The following is a 17,414-nucleotide window of genomic DNA, read 5'->3' as shown; positions in this document are numbered from 1 at the left end:
CAGGCCAGCAGCAGATGCGCCTCATAGGCCTTGGTGAAGCGACTGCGCCGGTTGTACCAACTGACCTGCTGCGTGCTGGTGGGACCGTCGTCGCAGTCACAGCGGTAACGCGGGAGGCGAAAACGCAGGTAGACGGGCTTGCCGAGCAGGTCGAGGTGACGCACCGTGAGCCATTCGCTGGAACCATTGGGCTGTGTTGCCCACTTGCCACAGCGGTGGCAGGTGGTTCCGACCTGGGTGCTGACCAGCTTCACTTGAATGTGTCCGTTGCGGTCTTCAAAGGCCTCTTCGACCCGCGTCTGGGGCAAGTCGAGCAATGACTCAAGGGCTTGCCGCAGTGGCTCGTTGTTCGCGCTAATGTTGATCTCCTCGTCGCTCTAACTGGCTGTTACTACAGGATATTGTACCCTACTGAGATCCCGAAGAGCCTTCGAGACGTCGCAGACCCCGCTCACGCTGACCAATCTCGATCAGCGTGCCCGCCAGGTGGAGCGCGAGCTGCACCACGCGCGCAGCACCGCGCAGAACGCGCGCAATGATCTCGCCACCCGGATCGAGCGCCAATTTGGCGCCTTCCGGCGCGGTTGGCCCATGGCGGCCGCCGACCTGGATGAGACCCTGGCCTCGGCGCCCGAGTATCTGCGTCTGCTGACCCGCATCGAGCAGGACGGGCTGCCGCGCTTCGAGGCGCGCTTCGCCGCGCTGCTCAAGGATCAGAGCACCGAGAATCTGGCCGCGCTCGCGCGCCACGTCGACGAGGCCCGCCGGCAGATCCGCGAGCGCATGGCCCTGGTGAACGAGGGTCTCGCCGAGGCCGAATTCAACACCGGCACCCATCTGCAGATCCAGGTCAGCGAACGTCAGCTGCCGGATGTGCTGGTGTTTCGCGAGCAGGTGCGCGAAGTGCTGGAGCACGTCTGGAGTGCCCAGCTCGACGCCGCCGACGCCGAGTCCAGGTTCAAGACGCTGGCCGCCATGGTCGACCGGCTCGCCGGCCAGGAGCCGGACGACAAGCGCTGGCGCCAGCAGGTGCTGGACGTGCGCCTGCATGTGGAGTTCATCGGCCGCGAGCTGGACGTCGACGGCCGCGAAGTGGAGGTCTACCGCTCCGGTGCCGGCAAGTCCGGCGGTCAGCGTGAGAAGCTCGCCACCACCTGCCTCGCCGCCGCCCTGCGCTACCAGCTCGGCGGGCGGGAAGGCGGCCTGCCGCGCTACGCCCCGGTGGTCCTCGACGAGGCCTTCGGCAAGGCCGACAATGAGTTCACCGAGCTGGCCATGCGCATCTTCGAGGGTTTCGGCTTCCAGATGATCGTCGCTACACCGCTGAAATCGGTGATGACCCTGGAGCCCTTCATCGGCGGCGCCTGCTTCGTCGACATCCGCGAGCGCAAGCATTCGACGACCCTGCAGATCGCCTACGACCAAACGCGCAAGCGCCTGGCGCTGCCCGAAGCCGGTGCGCAGGAGGCGGCATCAGCGACGGCGGCGTCGGCCCGGCCCGAGCCCACAGCCGCCTCGTTGCTGTCCACGCCAACCGCCGCTGACTTGCCGTCGGGCACACCGCGGTCGGTGGAGCCCGTCGATGGCCGGCGCTGGTCGCCTTGATCCGGGCGGCGTCGCCGCCCTGCTGCGCCGGCGCTGGAACGGCGGCCGCCGCACCTGGCTGGACGGCGCCGGCAGCTGGCCGCTGAGCATCCTCCTGCACCCGCCGACGGAGCGCGAGGCGGCGCAAGACCTGGCGGGGGTGCGGGATTGGATCGAGGATTGGGCTGCGGTGGGTACCGACCCGCAGCGCCCTGGTGAACTGCTCTGGACTGAGCGCCAATGGCCCGGGCTCGGCCGCCAGCGCCTGCCGGAACGGCTGGTGCTGGCCGAGCCCGCCCAGGTGGCGGCCTGGCTCGGGGAGCAGGCGCCATGGCGGGTCGCCTGGGCGCGTGCGGTGGCCCTGCGCGGGCTGTTGGCACCCGATGGTGATTCCGATCCCCGTGCAGCGGTGAACGGCGGTGCGACGGGCGGACCGGCGCTCCGGGTCGGGCGCCATTACGACTGGCTCGCGGACGCGCAACCCGCGGATTTCGAGCGGCTGCTGGCCGTGCTGGGCTGGCTCATCGCGCACCCCGACTCCGGGCTCTACAGCCGCCAGCTCCCGATTCCGGGCATCGACACCAAGTGGATCGGTGCGCAACGCGCGCGGCTGGTGGATCTGCTCGCCCAGCATCGGCAGTTGTACGGGGCCGGAGCAACGCCGGGGGATGCCGATTTGTACAGCCTCGCCGGCCTGCGCCGCGAGCCGGATCTCATGCGCGTGCGCATCCTGGACCCGGCGCTGCGAGCCATCGTCGGCGGCCTGGGCGATATCACCGCGCCGGTGGAGCAGATCGCCGCGCTGGCACTGGCGCCGGCGCGGGTCTTCATGGTCGAGAACCTGCAGACCGGCCTCGCCTTCGATGACTTGCCGGGCAGCGTCTGCTGCATGGCCCGCGGTTATGCCGTCGAGGTCTTTGCTGCCATCCCCTGGCTGCGCAACCGCCCCTGCCACTACTGGGGCGATCTCGACACCCACGGCTTCGCCATCCTGAGCCGACTGCGCAGCCATCTGCCGGGGGTACGCTCGTTATTGATGGACGCCGAGACGCTGCTGCGGCACCGCGATCTCTGGCAGCGCGAAGACAAGCCCGCCGCCGGGCCGCTGGCACGCCTCACGGCCGACGAGCGCCGGGTCTGCGAGGGGCTGCTGACTCACCGCTGGGGTGAGCGGGTGCGCCTGGAGCAGGAGCGCATCGAGTGGGGCTACGCGTGGCAAGCCATCCGCGCAGCCCGGCATGCCCCCTGAGTCCGCGCCTGGAGCGCCGGCGCCGCCGAAAGCGCCCGAACCGCATCGAGTCTTTCGATACGCCCATCAGCGGGATTTCGATGCGCGGGTGGCGGCGATTTTGTAGGCTTAGGCCCTAACCAGCCTTCTGGCTCCACGGAAGCCCACTCCGGGTGTTCCTCAGGTCAGCGGGCGCCCTGAGCCGAGTCCGATTTCAGTCACGGGGCAGCCGGCACCAGGCCATCGCCTGCGCCATGTCCGCATGCCGCAGCCTGGCAATAGCCTCGCTGAGCGCGGAGCCCGGGTCTCGCAGGTGCAGGCCAGCGATGCAGGCGGTGCCGGTAAGCGGGGATCTGCTCCAGCCCAAGCCCCGGGTGGGTTTTTGACCTGCGCCGCGCAACAGGTATGCCGCCAACGCGTGCCGGGCGCGGCCCAAGCCGACGATCGCTGCGGCGATGCAACACGAAAAGGGGACAGCCATGACCGCGAAGAACGCCTTCTACGCCCAATCCGGCGGTGTGACGGCGGTGATCAACGCCTCCGCCTGCGGCGTCATCGAGACCGCCCGCCAGCACACCGACAGGATCGCCAACGTCTACGCCGGGCGTAACGGCATCATCGGCGCGCTGACGGAGGATCTCATCGACACCGGCCGCGAGTCGGCGGAGAACATCGCCGCGTTGCGCCACACGCCCTCGGGTGCCTTCGGCTCCTGCCGCTACAAGCTGAAAAGCCTGGAAGCCAACCGGCGCGAATACGAGCGCCTGATCGAGGTCTTCAAGGCCCACGACATCGGCTACTTCTTCTACAACGGCGGCGGCGACTCCGCCGACACCTGCTACAAGGTGAGCCAGCTGTCAGAGACGATGGGCTTCCCGGTGCAGGCCATTCACGTGCCCAAGACCGTCGACAACGACCTGCCCATCACCGACAACTGCCCGGGCTTCGGCTCCGTGGCCAAGTACATCGCCACCTCCACCCTGGAGGCGAGCTTCGATGTGCGCTCCATGGCCGCCACCAGCACCAAGCTTTTCGTGCTGGAGGTCATGGGCCGCCACGCCGGCTGGATCGCCGCCGCCGGCGCGCTGGTGGCGGACCAGGGGATTCCGGTGATCACGCTGTTTCCGGAGATCGAGTTCGACCACGATAAGTTCATCGCCGCGGTGGAGGCCAAGGTGCAGACCCACGGCTACTGCACCGTCGTGGTGTCCGAGGGCTGCCATTACCCGGACGGACGCTTCCTGGCCGAGCAGGGCACCCGCGACGCCTTTGGCCATGCCCAGCTCGGCGGCGCCGCGCCGGTGGTGGCCAACATGGTCAAAGCGGCCAAGGGCTACAAGTTCCACTGGGCGGTGGCGGATTATCTCCAGCGCGCCGCCCGCCATCTGGCGTCCAAGTCCGACGTGGAGCAGGCCTATGCGCTGGGCAAGGCCGGCGTGGAATACGCGCTCCAGGGCCACAGTGCCATCATGCCGACGGTGGTGCGCAAGTCCTCGGCCCCCTACGTCTGGGAGGTGGGCGAAGCGCCCCTGTCCGAGGTGGCCAATGTGGAGAAGTTCATGCCCCGGGACTTCATCAGCGAAGACGGCTACGGCATCACCGAGCCCTGCCGCGAGTATCTCTATCCACTCATCTCAGGTGAGGACTACCCGCCCTACGAGAACGGCCTGCCCAAGTACGTGACCCTGGAGAACGTCGCCGTGGAGAAAAAGCTCGGGCCATTCGAGGTCTGACGGCCCGCGTCACGCGGCGCGGGGGCGGAGCAGCGCCGACCCCGTTACGGCGCTGGCCGGCGGGCCGGGCGCGGGACTCGCCGTCGGTGTGTCGGTCCGGGTCACGAAGGCGCAGTGGCATGGTGCAAGGGCGCCATGGGGCGCGATGGCTCAAGTACCGGCAAGGTAACGCCTCGCGGTAAACCGTTAGGCCGGGCAGCTGGGGCTACGCAGGCCAATGGGCGGTGTCAAAAAATGGTTGCTGCAAAGTACAGGGATTTCCGTTAGCGTATTTGCCAACGCCAGTCGTTGCGCTTTCCTTCCACCCAGCGCAATCCCACGGGGGTATCGATGAGCGATTATCGGCTGTATCTGTCGCTGATCCCGGAGGCGCTGATCGCCTCGCAACTGGAGCCCGCGGCTTTCGGCGCCTACTACGCCGTGGGCAGACATCTGCACGCCCATGACCAAGCCATGTTCTTCGAGGTGGATCCGTCCTTCCGCGGCGGTGACTTTCCCTTCCACCTCGCCGACGAGCGCTGCGTCACCCAGCCGAGCGGTGCGCCCAAGTCCTCGGTTTACCTCGGCATCTACACCGCCCTCGCCCGGGTGCCGGTGTCGGCCCTCGGCAACCTCTACCTGGTCACCGACGACGGCCGCACGCTGGAGCTCACCCGCGGTGACTACACCGCAGACAACGCCTATTCGCTGCACCTCTATCAGGAGTTCTGCCCCGTGCGGCCGTTGGTGGCGAGCCGGCTGGAGCCGCGGGATTTCTGCCGCTCCATCACCGATCCACAACACCCGGTCAACGTCCCGCGTATCGCCTTCGCCGAGCTGAAGCTCGGCGCACTCTGGGCCGACCCGGCCAACGGCAACGCCGATGACCTGCCATATCCCGCCATCGGCCATTTGCGGGACGTGCTCCTGGACTTTGAGCACAACACCAAAGACAGCAAGCTCGTCATGCGGCAGGTGAGGCAGGGCATCATCTACCGCATGGTGGAGCGCGGTTTTTATGTCGGCGACCATGCGGACTTTGCCTATTATCCGTTCCCAAGCCACGAGGAGCTTCAGTCCAAGCACTACGACTGGTGGCGCTCGGCACAGGTGACACGCTTCGACTGATCAAGCCGCCACCGGCCGGTATCGCCCGCGCGGGGCGGCATGCGCGCTGCACTCGCGCTGAGGTTTTTGGGCCATCCAGCATCGGGCCGGACGCCCGGTGCCGCCCGGGCGTTGCATGGCGCGCCGGGCGCGCAGGAGCCCGGGTGCCGCCAGCATCCCGGGCACGGCGCTGGTGCCGCCGCGGACGGCGTGCGACCGGCATTCGATTCAGTCCCTCGCCCATCACATCTGCGGTACCGATGACATGACTGAGCCCGTTTTCTGGATCGCCCCGCTCGCCGCCGTCGTCGCCATGATCTTCGCCTGGCGCTTCTACAAGGAAATGCAGGCCGAGGACGAAGGCAACGAGACCATGCGCACCATCGGCGGCCATGTGCGCAATGGCGCCATGGCCTATCTGCGCCAGCAGTACAAGATCATGCTGCTGGTGTTCGCGGTGGTGGCCGGCGTCTTCGCCTATCTCGCCTATGGTCTCGGCATCCAGAACCCCTGGCTGCCGGTGACCTTTGTCTTCGGCGGTTTTTTCTCTGCACTCGCCGGTTATTTCGGCATGCAGACGGCCACCCGCGCCGCCACCCGCACCACGGCCGCGGCGCAGGCCTCACTGGGCAAGGCACTGCGGATCTCGTTCCGCAGCGGCGCGGTGATGGGCTTGGTGGTGGTGGGTCTTGGCCTGGCCAACCTGGTGTTCTGGTTCATTTTGGTGGATCTTTTCACCCCCGGCGACGCCAGCGAGGGGTCGCGACTGGTGCTGGTGACCACCACGGTGCTGACCTTCAGCATGGGGGCGTCGCTGCAGGCGCTGTTCGCCCGCGTCGGTGGCGGCATCTACACCAAGGCCGCCGACGTGGGGGCGGACCTCGTGGGCAAGGTCGAGGCCGGTATCCCGGAAGATGACCCGCGCAACCCGGCGGTCATCGCCGACAACGTCGGCGACAACGTCGGCGACGTCGCCGGCATGGGCGCGGACCTGTTCGAGTCCTATTGCGGCTCCATCCTCGCCGCCTGCGCCCTGGGGGCGGCGGCCTACGTCAGCGAGCCCGCCATGCAGCTCAAAGCGGTGGTGGCGCCGCTCGCCATCGCCGGCATCGGCATCCTGCTGTCGGTGTTGGGTGTCTATCTGGTAAAGACCCGCGAGGGGGCGGACCAGCGCGAGCTGCTGCATGCGCTGTCGCGCGGCATCAATGTCAGCGCCGCTCTCATCGTGGTCGCCGCCGCCGGCGTGCTCTGGCTGCTGGGCATCGAGAACACCTGGGGCATCTGGGCCGCGGTGGTGACGGGGCTGGTGACGGGCATCGTCATCGGCCGCTCCACGGAGTATTTCACCTCGCCCTCTTACCGGCCCACACGCAGCATCGCCCGCGCCGCCGAGGGCGGGGCGGCGACCACGGTCATCGCCGGCATCGGTGTCGGCATGCTCTCCAGCATCCCGCCCGTGGTGGCCGTGGGCGCCGGCACCATGCTGTCATTCCTGTTCGCGGCCGACTTCGACGTGGCGCAGATGGGCCACGGGCTCTACGGTGTGGCCATCGCCGCCGTGGGCATGCTCTCCACCCTCGGCATTACGCTGGCCAGCGATGCCTATGGGCCCATCGCCGACAACGCCGGCGGCAATGCCGAGATGAGCGGCCTGGGACCTGAGGTGCGCGCGCGCACCGACGCCCTGGACTCGCTGGGCAACACCACCGCCGCCACCGGTAAGGGCTTCGCCATCGGCTCGGCGGCGCTGACGGCGCTGGCGCTGATCGCCTCCTACGTGGAGGTAATCCGCATCGACCTCATCGCCGCCGGCATCACCACGCTGGCGCTGCCGGATGGTGCTTCGGTGGCGACGGCAGATGCCAGCCTGCTGCAGTTCATGGCCTACTTCAACGTCACGCTGCTGAATCCAGTGGTGCTGATTGCGCTCTTCCTCGGTGCCATGGTGGCCTTTGCGTTCAGTGGCCTCACGGTGCTGGCGGTGGGCCGCGCCGCGCAGTTGATGGTGGAAGAGGTGCGCCGGCAGTTCCAAGGCAACCCAGACATCCTGCGCGGCCAGGCGGACCCGGACTACGAGCGCTGCGTGGCCATCTCCACCGTCGGCGCCCAGCGCGAGATGATCCTGCCCTCGGTGATCGCCGTTGCGGCCCCCGTGCTGGTGGGTCTGCTGTTCGGCGTCGCCGGCGTGATCGGCCTGCTGGTGGGCGGGCTGGCCACGGGCTTTGCCCTGGCGGTGTTCCTGTCCAACGCCGGCGGCGCCTGGGACAACGCCAAAAAGTACATCGAGGCTGGCCATCATGGCGGCAAGAACTCCACCGCTCACCGCGCCTCGGTCATCGGCGACACCATTGGTGATCCCTTCAAAGACACCTCGGGGCCCAGCCTCAACATCCTCATCAAGCTCATGAGCATCGTCGCCATCGTCATGACCGGCGTGACCGTTTCCTTCGCGTTGCTTTGATGGGCTGCTCTGGTGTGGCGCGTGCTGCCACCGCGCAATGCTGCTGAGGAACTGACAAGACGATGTCCGTATCCTCGGTCTTTGCCATTGTCTGCGCCCTCATCGCCCTGGGCTACGGCATGGCGTCCATCCGCTGGGTGCTGGCCCAGTCCCGAGGCGACGCGCGTATGGCAGAGGTCGCCGGCATCATTCAGCAGGGCGCCGCCACTTACCTGCGCCGACAGTCTCTGGCCATCATCGTCGTGGGCTTGGTGGTGATGGCCGCCCTCTGGCATCTGCTGGGGCCCGCAACCGCCACGGGGTTCCTGCTCGGCGCCCTGTTGTCGGGTACTGCGGGCTACATTGGTATGTCGGTGTCGGTGCGCGCAAATGCCCGTACCGCCCAGGCCGCGCACCATGGTACGAACGCGGCGCTACAGGTCGCCTTCCGCGGCGGTGCGATCACGGGCCTGCTGGTGGTGGGCTTGGCATTACTCGGCGTTGCCGGGTACTACCTCTGGCTGGCGCCGGCGGACCCGATGGATGCACAGGGGCAGCAGGAGGCGCTTTACGCACTGCTCGGGCTCGCCTTCGGCGGCTCGCTGATCTCCCTGTTCGCACGCCTGGGCGGTGGCATCTTCACCAAAGGTGCCGACGTGGGTGCCGATCTCGTCGGCAAGGTGGAGGCCGGCATTCCGGAGGACGACCCCCGGAATCCGGCGGTGATTGCGGATAACGTCGGCGATAACGTGGGCGACTGCGCCGGTATGGCCGCCGACCTGTTCGAGACCTATGCCGTCACCCTGGTGGCCACCATGCTGCTCGGCGGGCTGACTCTCGGCGATCACGGCGCCACCGCCATCGTCTATCCGCTGGCGCTCGGCGGCGCGGCCATTCTGGCCACGGTGATCGGCACTTATTTCGTCAAGGCGGAGGACGACGCCGAGCGCATCATGGCGGTGCTCTACAAGGGCCTCACCGCCGCCAGCATTATTGCCTTGCTGCTGTTCATTCCCATCACCTGGCTGCTGCTGCCGCCGACGCTGCTGCTGCCCGCCACCGGCGAGGTCATCAGCCGCTGGGGCATCCTCGGCGCCGCCGGCGTCGGGCTTGCACTCACCGGTCTCACGGTGATCATCACCGAATACTACACCGGCATGGACTACGGGCCCGTGCGGGCCATCGCCAAGGCGTCCACCATCGGGCATGCCACCAATATCATCGCCGGCCTGGGGGTCGCCATGAAAGCCACGGCGGCGCCGGCGATCGTCATCTGTTTGGCGATTTTGGGCGCCTATGCCATGGCCGGGCTGTACGGCATCGCCATCGCCGCCACGGCCATGCTCAGCATGACGGGCATGATCGTTGCGCTGGATGCCTATGGGCCCATCGCCGACAACGCCGGTGGCATCGCCGAGATGGCGGCGATGGACCAGGAAATCCGTCGCATCACCGACCGTCTGGACGCGGTCGGCAATATCACCGAGGCCGTCACCAAGGGCTACGCCATCAGCTCCGCCGCCCTCGCAGCCTTGGTGCTGTTTGCGGATTTCACGCATACCCTGGCGGCGGCGGGCAAGGCGCTGGCCTTCCGGCTGGATGACCCGGCGGTGCTGATCGGCCTCTTCGTGGGGGCCCTGGTGCCTTATCTGTTCGCGGCGCTGGCGCTGGAGGCCGTCAACCGCGCTGCGGGAGGGGTCGTCACCGAGGTGCGCCGGCAGTTCCGAGCCATGCCCGGCATCATGGATGGCACGCAGCAACCCGACTATTGTCGTGCCGTGGATCTGCTGACGCGCTCGGCCATCAAGGAGATGATCGTACCCTCGCTGCTGCCGCTGCTGGTGCCTGTGGTGGTCGCCTTCGGCATGCGGTGGCTCATGGGCGGCGATGCCGGCGCCCTGGCACTGGGGGGGATGCTGATCGGCACCATCGTCACCGGACTCTTCGTCGCCATCTCCATGACCGCCGGCGGCGGCGCCTGGGACAATGCCAAGAAATTCATCGAGCAGGGCAATTTCGGCGGATCGGGCTCGGAGGCCCACAAGGCCTCGGTCATCGGCGACACCGTCGGCGATCCCTACAAGGACACCGCCGGCCCCGCCGTGAATCCGCTGATCAAAATCATCAACATACTGGCGCTGCTGCTGGTGCCGTTGATCGTCTGACGTCATACGTCGGCGCGCCCCGGACGCAGCGGTGGATGCGTCATCGAAGGCCACCACCGGATGCCCACCATGGCGCCGCCATCGCTACCGCGGTGTTTGTGGGGGCAAGCGCCGGCAGCTTTGCTGCACCTGCGTTACACTCAGGACTTCCCCCGTCCCGACCGCGGTGTCCCCACCGCCGCCGACGGGATGCGATCAGCCAGTCAATCAATCCGGTCGATTACCCCGGTCCGCCACCCCAGCCAATCACCCCAGCCAACCACTGAGGAGCCTCCCCATGGACCTGCAACGCGTCACCCGCGGCGAAAGAGTCCCCAACGAGATCAACGTCATCATCGAGATTCCATCCCACTCCGAGCCCGTCAAGTATGAGATGGACAAAGAGACCGGGGCCATGTTCGTCGATCGCTTCATGTCCACCGCCATGCACTATCCGTGCAATTATGGCTATGTCCCACACACGCTATCCGCCGACGGCGACCCGGTGGACGTCATGGTGGTCACCCCCTACCCGCTGATTCCGGGCTCCGTCATCCAGTGCCGGCCCATCGGTGTGCTGAAGATGACCGACGAGTCCGGCGATGATGCGAAAATCCTGGCGCTGCCCATCGATAAGCTGTTCAAGGGCTATCGCAACATCACTAGCTTCCGTGACATGCCGCCACATTTGCTGGACCAGATCGCCCACTTCTTTGAGCACTACAAAGACCTCGACGAGGGCAAGTGGGTACGCGTCGGCGGCTGGGGCGGGCGCGAAGAGGCCCGGGAAGAGATCATGGCCAGCGTCAGCATGTTCGACGACGCGCCCGAGAAGCCACATTTCTGATCCACACGCCCGGCCGTTTGCATCCGGTGTGCTCGCCCCGCGATCACACGTCCCGGGGCGCGCCGGGGTTGCCGCTCAGGCGGCGTCGCGGATGGCGAGCTTGCGCCCGGCGAGCCACACCAGCAGCAGCACCGGCACGCCGATGAGGGTTGTGAAGATGAAGAAGCCGGGGTAGCCGATGCCGTCGACGATGCCGCCGGAGTAGCCGCCCAGGGTCTTCGGCAGCAGGGTCATCAGCGAACTGAAAATGGCGTACTGCACCGCCGTGAACTGGATATTGGTCAGGCTGGACAGGAAGGCGACGAAGGCGGCGCTGGCCAGCCCCGCGGCGAGGTTGTCGGCGAACACCGTCGCGTACATCAGCGGTACGTTGTGTCCGGCGTAGGCGAGGCCGACAAAGGCGAGGTTGGTGGCGGCTGACAGGATGGCGCCGAGCATCAGGATGCGCATGACGCCAAAGCGCGTGGCCAGCAGGCCGCCGAGGAAACCGCCGATGATGCTGACGATCACGCCGAAGGTGTTCACGGCCTTGGCGATCTGCGGCTTGGTAAAGCCGATGTCCTGGTAGAAGACATTGGCGATGACGCCGAGCACGATGTCTGAAATCCGGTACAGCCCCACCAGCGCCAGCAGCAGCAGCGCCGTGGCCAGCCCGTAGCGCCGGAAGAAATCCAGCACCGGCGCCACCCAGGTCTCAGCGGCCATGGCCCGGTCCACGGCGCCCAGCTTCACCAGCCCCCAGCCCACCAGTCCGGCGAGCCCGATGGCGAGCGCCAGGCGCACCGCCTCCACCAGCAGCGTCGCCAGGGCGCCGCCGCCCGCGGCGTTCTTGAGTGCCGCGAAGGTCCCGCCGCTGAGGAAAAAGGTTCCCGCGAAAGCCGTCGCCGCGCACAAAAACACCAGCACCAGCCGCGCATAGGCCGTGGCCGGATAGGGATAGCTCAGCTGGCGGTTGCGCGCCGGCTCCGCCACCAAAAGCGTTGTGACGATGCCCACCAGCATGGTGCCGGCCATGATGCTGTAGGTCAGGCTCCAGGCCGCAAAGGAATACTGCTCGGCCGAGGACATGAATGCCGCCGCCAGGAACAAGGCCCCGGCGCCGCTGGTGATCATGCCGATCCGGTAGCCGACGATATAGGCCGCCGAGAGCATGCCCTGGAGAGCAGGCGGCGCCGACTCGATGCGGAAGGCGTCGATGCAGATGTCCTGGGTGGCCGCCGAGAAGCCCAGCATCACGGCGGCGAGGGCCATGCGCACCAGGGCATCGGGGCCCCCAGCGGGGTCGATGGACGCCATCAGCGCGATGGCGGTGACGATGGCGATCTGTGCCACCAGCAGCCAGCCGCGGCGGCGCCCCAGCCGTCGGGTGAGCCAGGGCAGCGGCAAACGGTCCACCAGCGGCGCCCAGACGAACTTAAAGGAGTAGCCCAGCGCCGCCCAGCTGAAGAAGGTGACGGCATGACGCTCCACACCCGCCTCCCGCAGCCACAACGACAGCGACGAGAAAATCAGCAGTAGCGGGATGCCCGCCGCAAAGCCGAGGAACAGCATGGTCACCACGCGCCGATCGCGGAAGGCCGCCAGCGCGTCGCGCCAGCGCCGTGTCGCCGCTCCGGTGTTGGTGCTGTCTGCGGCGCCGGCGGAAGCTGGGGCAGCGGTGGCGGAGGCGACTGCCGGGTTGGCCCCCCGGCTGGCCTCCGGCGGGGCAGCCGGAAGGGCATCCGGGACATTGGCGTTCGGCTCTGCGGGCTTGCTCATGCGGCTGCGGCTCTCCTGCGATGACCTGGGCACGGCTCCCATCACCTGCCAATGCGCGCTCGAATCCGAGAACCCGCCGGAATCCGCGCATGCGCAGGGGGAGGGCCAGGGTTTTGGGTGCCAACGCCGAGTAGTCTATCCAAATCAGGCGCGGCCAACGCCAGCTGAATCATCAGGCTGAGCACAGTCCCGGCCTGCACGAGCCGGTTCGACGGGACAGACCGCATGGGGCATTGAGACCCGGCGGATGTCAACAGTCGGCGCAGGCGTCAGCGCGCAGCAACCGAAAACCGGGATGCGGCGGGTATACAAGGGCGGGCACGGCCTAAGGACGCTCGCCCTGTAGGCTCGCCCCCAGACTTTAGCCCCCGCCCTTGATCGCGGCCAGCATGGTGATGGGCATGGCCGGGCGCCAGGCGTCGAAGCGCCCCAGCGGCGCGGCGTCTGCCACCTGTATCCGCGTCAGGGCGCCGCCGATCTGCGCCCGCAGCGCCGCCAATGTCGCCTCGCTCTGTACCGTCACGGCATTGGCCACCAGGCGGCCGCCCGGGCGCAGCGCCGCCCAGCAGCGCGCTGCGACGCCTGCCGTGGTCAGCCCGCCGCCGATGAAGACGGCATCGGGGGCCGGCAGGTCCGCCAGCGCCGCCGGCGCCCGTCCCGCCACCACTAACAGCTCCGGCACGCCCAGGGCTGCGGCATTGCGCACGATGAGCGCCCGCCGCGCGGCGTCGGGCTCGATGGCGATGGCGCGGCAGCCGTCTTCCGCCCGCAGCCACTCGATACCGATACTGCCGCAGCCGGCGCCCACGTCCCACAGCAGCTCGCCGGGGCCGGGCGCAAGCCGGCTCAGGCTCAGGGCCCGCACGTCGCGCTTGGTGAGCTGGCCATCGTGGCTGAAGGCATCATCAGGCAGGGCACACCGGCGCGGGCGCGGCACCCAGTCCGCGGGCGCCCGGCAGTGCACCGCGACGAGGTTGAGCGGGTCCACGTCCGTCGTGCTCCAGTCATCCGCGGTGGCCTCGATGCGCTGCTCCGCCGGGCCGCCCAGGCGCTCGAACACGGTGAGCCGGCTCGCGCCCCAGCCGTCGGCCCGCAACAGGGCCGCCAGCAGCCCTGGGGTGTGTGCATCGGCGGAGAGGATCAACAGCCGGGCGCCGTCGGCCAGATGCAGCCGCACCCGCGTCAGGGCCACCGCCGGCGCCAGCGGTGGGTCGGCGCACACCGGCCGCAGCACGGTGGCGGCCTGCAGTGGCCAGCCGAGCCGCGCCGCCGCCAGCTGCGCCGACGACAGCGCCGGCAGCACCCGATACTCGCCGGGCGCCAGCTGCGCCGCAAGCTTGGCGCCGGCGCCGAACCACAGGGGATCACCGCTGGTGAGCACGCAAACGGGCGTGTTGCGCAACTCCAGAACACGCCCGAATGCGAGGTCAAAGGGCTGCGGCCAGGGCTCACGGCGCTGGTGCGCGCACTGGCCCGGCAACCGCGCCGGCAACAGCGCCAGGTGGCGGCGGGCGCCGAAGACCACCGCAGCCGCGGCGATGGCCCCCTCGGCGGCGGCGCCGAGGCCGCTCAGGCCGTCCTCGCCGATGCCGATAATACTGAGCCAGGGATGACTCGCTGTGGCTGGGGCAAATTGCGCGTTCGTTGACATGCGTCCCATTGTTCTGGGGTTAACCCCCTGGTGGATGGCGGCATCAGCCGGTACAGTTGGATATTTCTGCGCCTACTGGCGGTTTCGGTCTGCGGCCCGAGCCGCCGACTCGCACCGCCGTCCAAGCCCATCGCCGATGCTGCCATACAATCGCGACGCCGACGCCATCTATCGCGAATCCTTCGCCATCATCCGCGCCGAGGCGGATCTGGACCGCATACCGGCGGATCTGGAAGCGCTGGCGGTGCGTGTCGCTCACGCCTGCGGCATGCCGGACGTCGTCGACGACCTGCTGTTCTCCCCCGACGCCGGCCGCGCGGGGCAGCAAGCCCTCGCCGCCGGCGCCGCCATTCTCTGCGATGGGCGCATGTCCGCTGAGGGCATCACCCGCGCGCGGCTGCCGGTGGACAATCCCGTGGTCTGCACCCTGGCCGACCCGCGGGTGCCGGCGCTGGCCCGGGCGCTCGGCAACACCCGCACCGCCGCCGCCATGGAGCTGTGGCGCGATCAGCTCGCCGGCGCCGTGGTGGTCATCGGTAATGCGCCGACGGCGCTGTTCCGGCTGCTGGAGATGCTGGACGACGGCGCACCGCGGCCGGCGCTGATACTTGGCTTCCCGGTGGGCTTCGTCGGCGCCGCCGAGTCCAAGCAGGCACTGGCGGAGGAAAGCCGCGGCGTGCCCTATGTGACCCTGCGCGGGCGCCGCGGCGGCAGCGCTATGGCCGCCGCCGCTGTCAACGCCCTCGGCCGGGAGCCGGCAGCCGCCGGGCCGCACGCCGCATGAGCCCCTTCGATGCCCGTCCCGACGCCCCGCGCCAACACCACGCTGGCGCGCCCGCCGATGCAACCGCCGGTGGCGGCACCCCCGACCAGACCGTCGGCCGGCTGTACGGGATCGGTGTCGGCCCCGGCGACCCGGAACTACTCACGCTCAAAGCGCTGCGGCTGCTGCGCGCGGCGCCGGTGGTGGCCTACTACGCCGGACCCAGAAAACGGGGCAACGCCTACACCACGGTGGCGGAGCATCTGCGCCCGGACCAGATCCTGCTGCCGCTGGTATACCCGGTGACCGGCCGCATCCCGGCGCCGCCCTTCGACTACGAGGGCATCATGCGCCGCTTCTACGACCGCGCCGCTGACCTGGTCGCCGGTCATCTCGCCGCCGGGCGCGATGTGGCGGCGCTGTGTGAGGGTGACCCCTTCTTCTACGGCTCGTTCATGTACCTGCACGACCGCCTGGCCGGGCGCTTTCGGGCCGACGTGGTGCCGGGCGTCTGCTCGGTGGTGGCCAGCGCGGCGGCGCTTGGCACGCCGCTGGTCTATCGCGACCAGAGCATGCTGGTGCTCGCCGGCACCCTGCCGGAGGCGGAGCTGGAGCGCCGCCTGCAGGACGCCGACGCCGCCGCCATCATGAAGCTCGGCAGCAATTTCGAGAAGGTGCGGCGGGTGCTGACGCGCCTGGGTGTTGCTCACCGGGCGCTCTATGTGGAGCGCGCCACCATGGCCGGCGAGCGCATCCTGCCCCTCGCCGAGATCGACCCGGCCTCGGTGCCCTACTTCTCCATGCTGCTGCTGCCGGGCGAGCAGTGGCAGGGCGCGTGAGCGCCGTCGACGCCCACGCCGCCGGCAGTCTCACCGTCGTCGGCCTCGGGCCGGGCAGCGCCGCGCAGCGCACACCGGCGGTCAGCGCCGCGCTGGCCGCTGCTACTGATATCCTCGGCTACCAGACCTATCTGGACCTCGCCGGGCCCTTCGCCGCACACCAGCGCGTGCTCGCCTCGGACAACCGCGAGGAACTGCACCGCGCCCGCCACGCCTTCGGTCTCGCCGCCGGCGGCGCCCGGGTGGCGATGGTCTCCTCCGGCGACCCCGGGGTATTCGCCATGGCCGCCGCCGTGCTCGAGGCCCTGGACCACGCCGATGATCCCGCCTGGCGGCAGGTGCGGCTTGCCATCCTGCCCGGCGTCTCCGCCGCCCAGGCCGCCGCCGCCCTGGCGGGTGCGCCGCTGGGGCACGATTTCTGTGCCCTGTCCCTGTCCGACAATCTCAAGCCCTGGGCCGAGATCGAGCGCCGCCTGGCGCTGGTCTGCGAGGCGGACCTGGTGCTGGCCCTCTACAACCCGCGCTCCAAGGCGCGTCCGGACCAGTTCGCGCAGGCGCTGGCGCTGATCCGCGCGCGGCGCGCGGCGCACACCCCCGTGGTGCTCGGCCGCGACGTGGGCCGCCCCGCGGAGCAGCTTACGGTCACCCGCCTGGCCGCGCTGCGCCCCGAGCAGGTGGACATGCGCACCGTCGTCATCGTCGGCTCGTCGCGCACCCGCCGCATCGAGCGCCCGGACGGCGGCTGCTGGGTCTATACACCGCGCTTTTACTGAACGGCCGGGAACCGCCCGTGTGGCCCGGGTCCCGGGTGCTGCGCGGGCCCGTACGCCGTCCGCCGTGCGCGCTGGCGGACCCGCGTGCCGCGACAGTCGTCCCTTAGCGGGCGTATCCGTAATACACTAAGGCCATTCGCCAGCTGCATTCGGACCGTCATGCAAGCCCACCGCTTTTCGCCGTCCGCCACCCTCCCGCTGCTGCTGCTCATCGCCTGCAGCGGGCTTGGCTTTTGTGCCACGGCCGCCGCCCAGCCCGAGGAGGAGAGCCCCTTCCTGTCGGCGCCGGCGGTGCCCGCACCGCCCGCCCAGGGAGGGCGGGTGGAGCCGGAGGTCACCATCATCGAGACCGACGAGAAGGTCATCTATGAGTACCGGGTCAAGGGGCAGGTGTACATGGTCAAGATCGAGCCCGTCGCAGGTCCGCCCTACTACCTGCTGGACACCGACGGCGACGGCACCCTCGACGTGCAGGAAGACCGCCCGCCGAATCTCGCCCTGCCGCAGTGGCTGTTGTTCAGCTGGTGACGCTGGCATGCGGCGGGGGCAGAGGCGCCCCGGGGGCCGC

General features: G+C 68.9%; 14 protein-coding genes. 11 read left to right on the top strand and 3 right to left on the bottom strand.

What is annotated here, in order from left to right; translation table 11 throughout:
* Positions 1-308, bottom strand: a 308-nt coding sequence (locus QZ588_RS10225) for a transposase family protein (RefSeq protein ID WP_295542360.1), incomplete at its 3' end; no start/stop codon positions are given.
* A gap of 178 nt (positions 309-486) precedes the next feature.
* Between QZ588_RS10225 and QZ588_RS10220 the strand changes: the two genes are divergently transcribed.
* The 7 genes from QZ588_RS10220 (at position 487) to ppa (ending at position 11,062) form a co-directional block, all read left to right on the top strand.
* Positions 487-1,605 (top strand): SbcC/MukB-like Walker B domain-containing protein, encoded by a 1,119-nt coding sequence (locus tag QZ588_RS10220; RefSeq protein WP_295542358.1) that lies wholly within the window; start codon positions 487-489, stop codon positions 1,603-1,605.
* A complete protein-coding gene (locus QZ588_RS10215; RefSeq protein ID WP_295542357.1) occupies positions 1,583-2,833 on the top strand; it encodes a DUF3322 and DUF2220 domain-containing protein in 1,251 nt (416 codons plus the stop codon). Before QZ588_RS10220 ends, QZ588_RS10215 begins: the two co-directional genes overlap by 23 nt.
* Before the next feature lie 458 nt (positions 2,834-3,291).
* Positions 3,292-4,545 carry a 6-phosphofructokinase gene (locus QZ588_RS10210; protein WP_295542355.1) on the top strand — a complete coding sequence of 418 codons (1,254 nt, stop codon included), beginning with the start codon at positions 3,292-3,294 and terminating at the stop codon, positions 4,543-4,545.
* A gap of 330 nt (positions 4,546-4,875) precedes the next feature.
* The gene (locus QZ588_RS10205; RefSeq protein ID WP_295542353.1) at positions 4,876-5,652 is read left to right on the top strand and encodes a hypothetical protein; all 777 of its coding nucleotides are present in this window, start codon (positions 4,876-4,878) and stop codon (positions 5,650-5,652) included.
* A 244-nt stretch (positions 5,653-5,896) separates the two neighbouring features.
* Positions 5,897-8,092 carry a sodium-translocating pyrophosphatase gene (locus QZ588_RS10200; RefSeq protein WP_295542351.1) on the top strand — a complete coding sequence of 732 codons (2,196 nt, stop codon included), beginning with the start codon at positions 5,897-5,899 and terminating at the stop codon, positions 8,090-8,092.
* Between the two features lie 62 nt (positions 8,093-8,154).
* Positions 8,155-10,236: a sodium-translocating pyrophosphatase gene (locus QZ588_RS10195; protein ID WP_295542349.1), complete on the top strand. Its 2,082-nt coding sequence runs from the start codon at positions 8,155-8,157 to the stop codon at positions 10,234-10,236.
* Positions 10,237-10,513: 277 nt separating this feature from the next.
* Positions 10,514-11,062 (top strand): inorganic diphosphatase, encoded by a 549-nt coding sequence (gene ppa, locus QZ588_RS10190; RefSeq protein ID WP_295542347.1) that lies wholly within the window; start codon positions 10,514-10,516, stop codon positions 11,060-11,062.
* A 75-nt stretch (positions 11,063-11,137) separates the two neighbouring features.
* Here ppa and QZ588_RS10185 read toward each other — a convergent pair whose 3' ends face one another.
* Both QZ588_RS10185 and cbiE read right to left on the bottom strand, forming a co-directional pair.
* Positions 11,138-12,820: an MFS transporter gene (locus tag QZ588_RS10185; RefSeq protein ID WP_295542345.1), complete on the bottom strand. Its 1,683-nt coding sequence runs from the start codon at positions 12,818-12,820 to the stop codon at positions 11,138-11,140.
* Positions 12,821-13,181: 361 nt separating this feature from the next.
* Positions 13,182-14,471, bottom strand: coding sequence for a precorrin-6y C5,15-methyltransferase (decarboxylating) subunit CbiE (gene cbiE, locus QZ588_RS10180; protein ID WP_295542343.1), 1,290 nt, complete (start codon positions 14,469-14,471; stop codon positions 13,182-13,184).
* A 136-nt stretch (positions 14,472-14,607) separates the two neighbouring features.
* Here cbiE and QZ588_RS10175 point away from each other — a divergent pair, with 136 nt between their 5' ends.
* The 4 genes from QZ588_RS10175 (at position 14,608) to QZ588_RS10160 (ending at position 17,374) form a co-directional block, all read left to right on the top strand.
* A complete protein-coding gene (locus QZ588_RS10175; RefSeq protein WP_295542341.1) occupies positions 14,608-15,255 on the top strand; it encodes a precorrin-8X methylmutase in 648 nt (215 codons plus the stop codon).
* On the top strand, positions 15,252-16,073 hold the full coding sequence (locus QZ588_RS10170; protein WP_295542339.1) for a precorrin-2 C(20)-methyltransferase: 822 nt from the start codon (positions 15,252-15,254) through the stop codon (positions 16,071-16,073). The genes QZ588_RS10175 and QZ588_RS10170 overlap by 4 nt, the downstream gene beginning before the upstream one ends.
* Positions 16,070-16,846 (top strand): precorrin-3B C(17)-methyltransferase, encoded by a 777-nt coding sequence (gene cobJ / locus QZ588_RS10165; protein WP_295542337.1) that lies wholly within the window; start codon positions 16,070-16,072, stop codon positions 16,844-16,846. Before QZ588_RS10170 ends, cobJ begins: the two co-directional genes overlap by 4 nt.
* 159 nt (positions 16,847-17,005) lie before the next feature.
* A complete protein-coding gene (locus tag QZ588_RS10160) occupies positions 17,006-17,374 on the top strand; it encodes a DUF2782 domain-containing protein (RefSeq protein WP_295542335.1) in 369 nt (122 codons plus the stop codon).
* The last annotated feature ends 40 nt before the right edge of the window (positions 17,375-17,414 follow it).

The organism is uncultured Thiohalocapsa sp. (assembly GCF_913062725.1).
GTDB lineage: Bacteria > Pseudomonadota > Gammaproteobacteria > Chromatiales > Chromatiaceae > Thiohalocapsa.
Note: the sequence above shows the minus strand (reverse complement) of the source record. Positions and strands in the feature narration are given on the sequence as shown.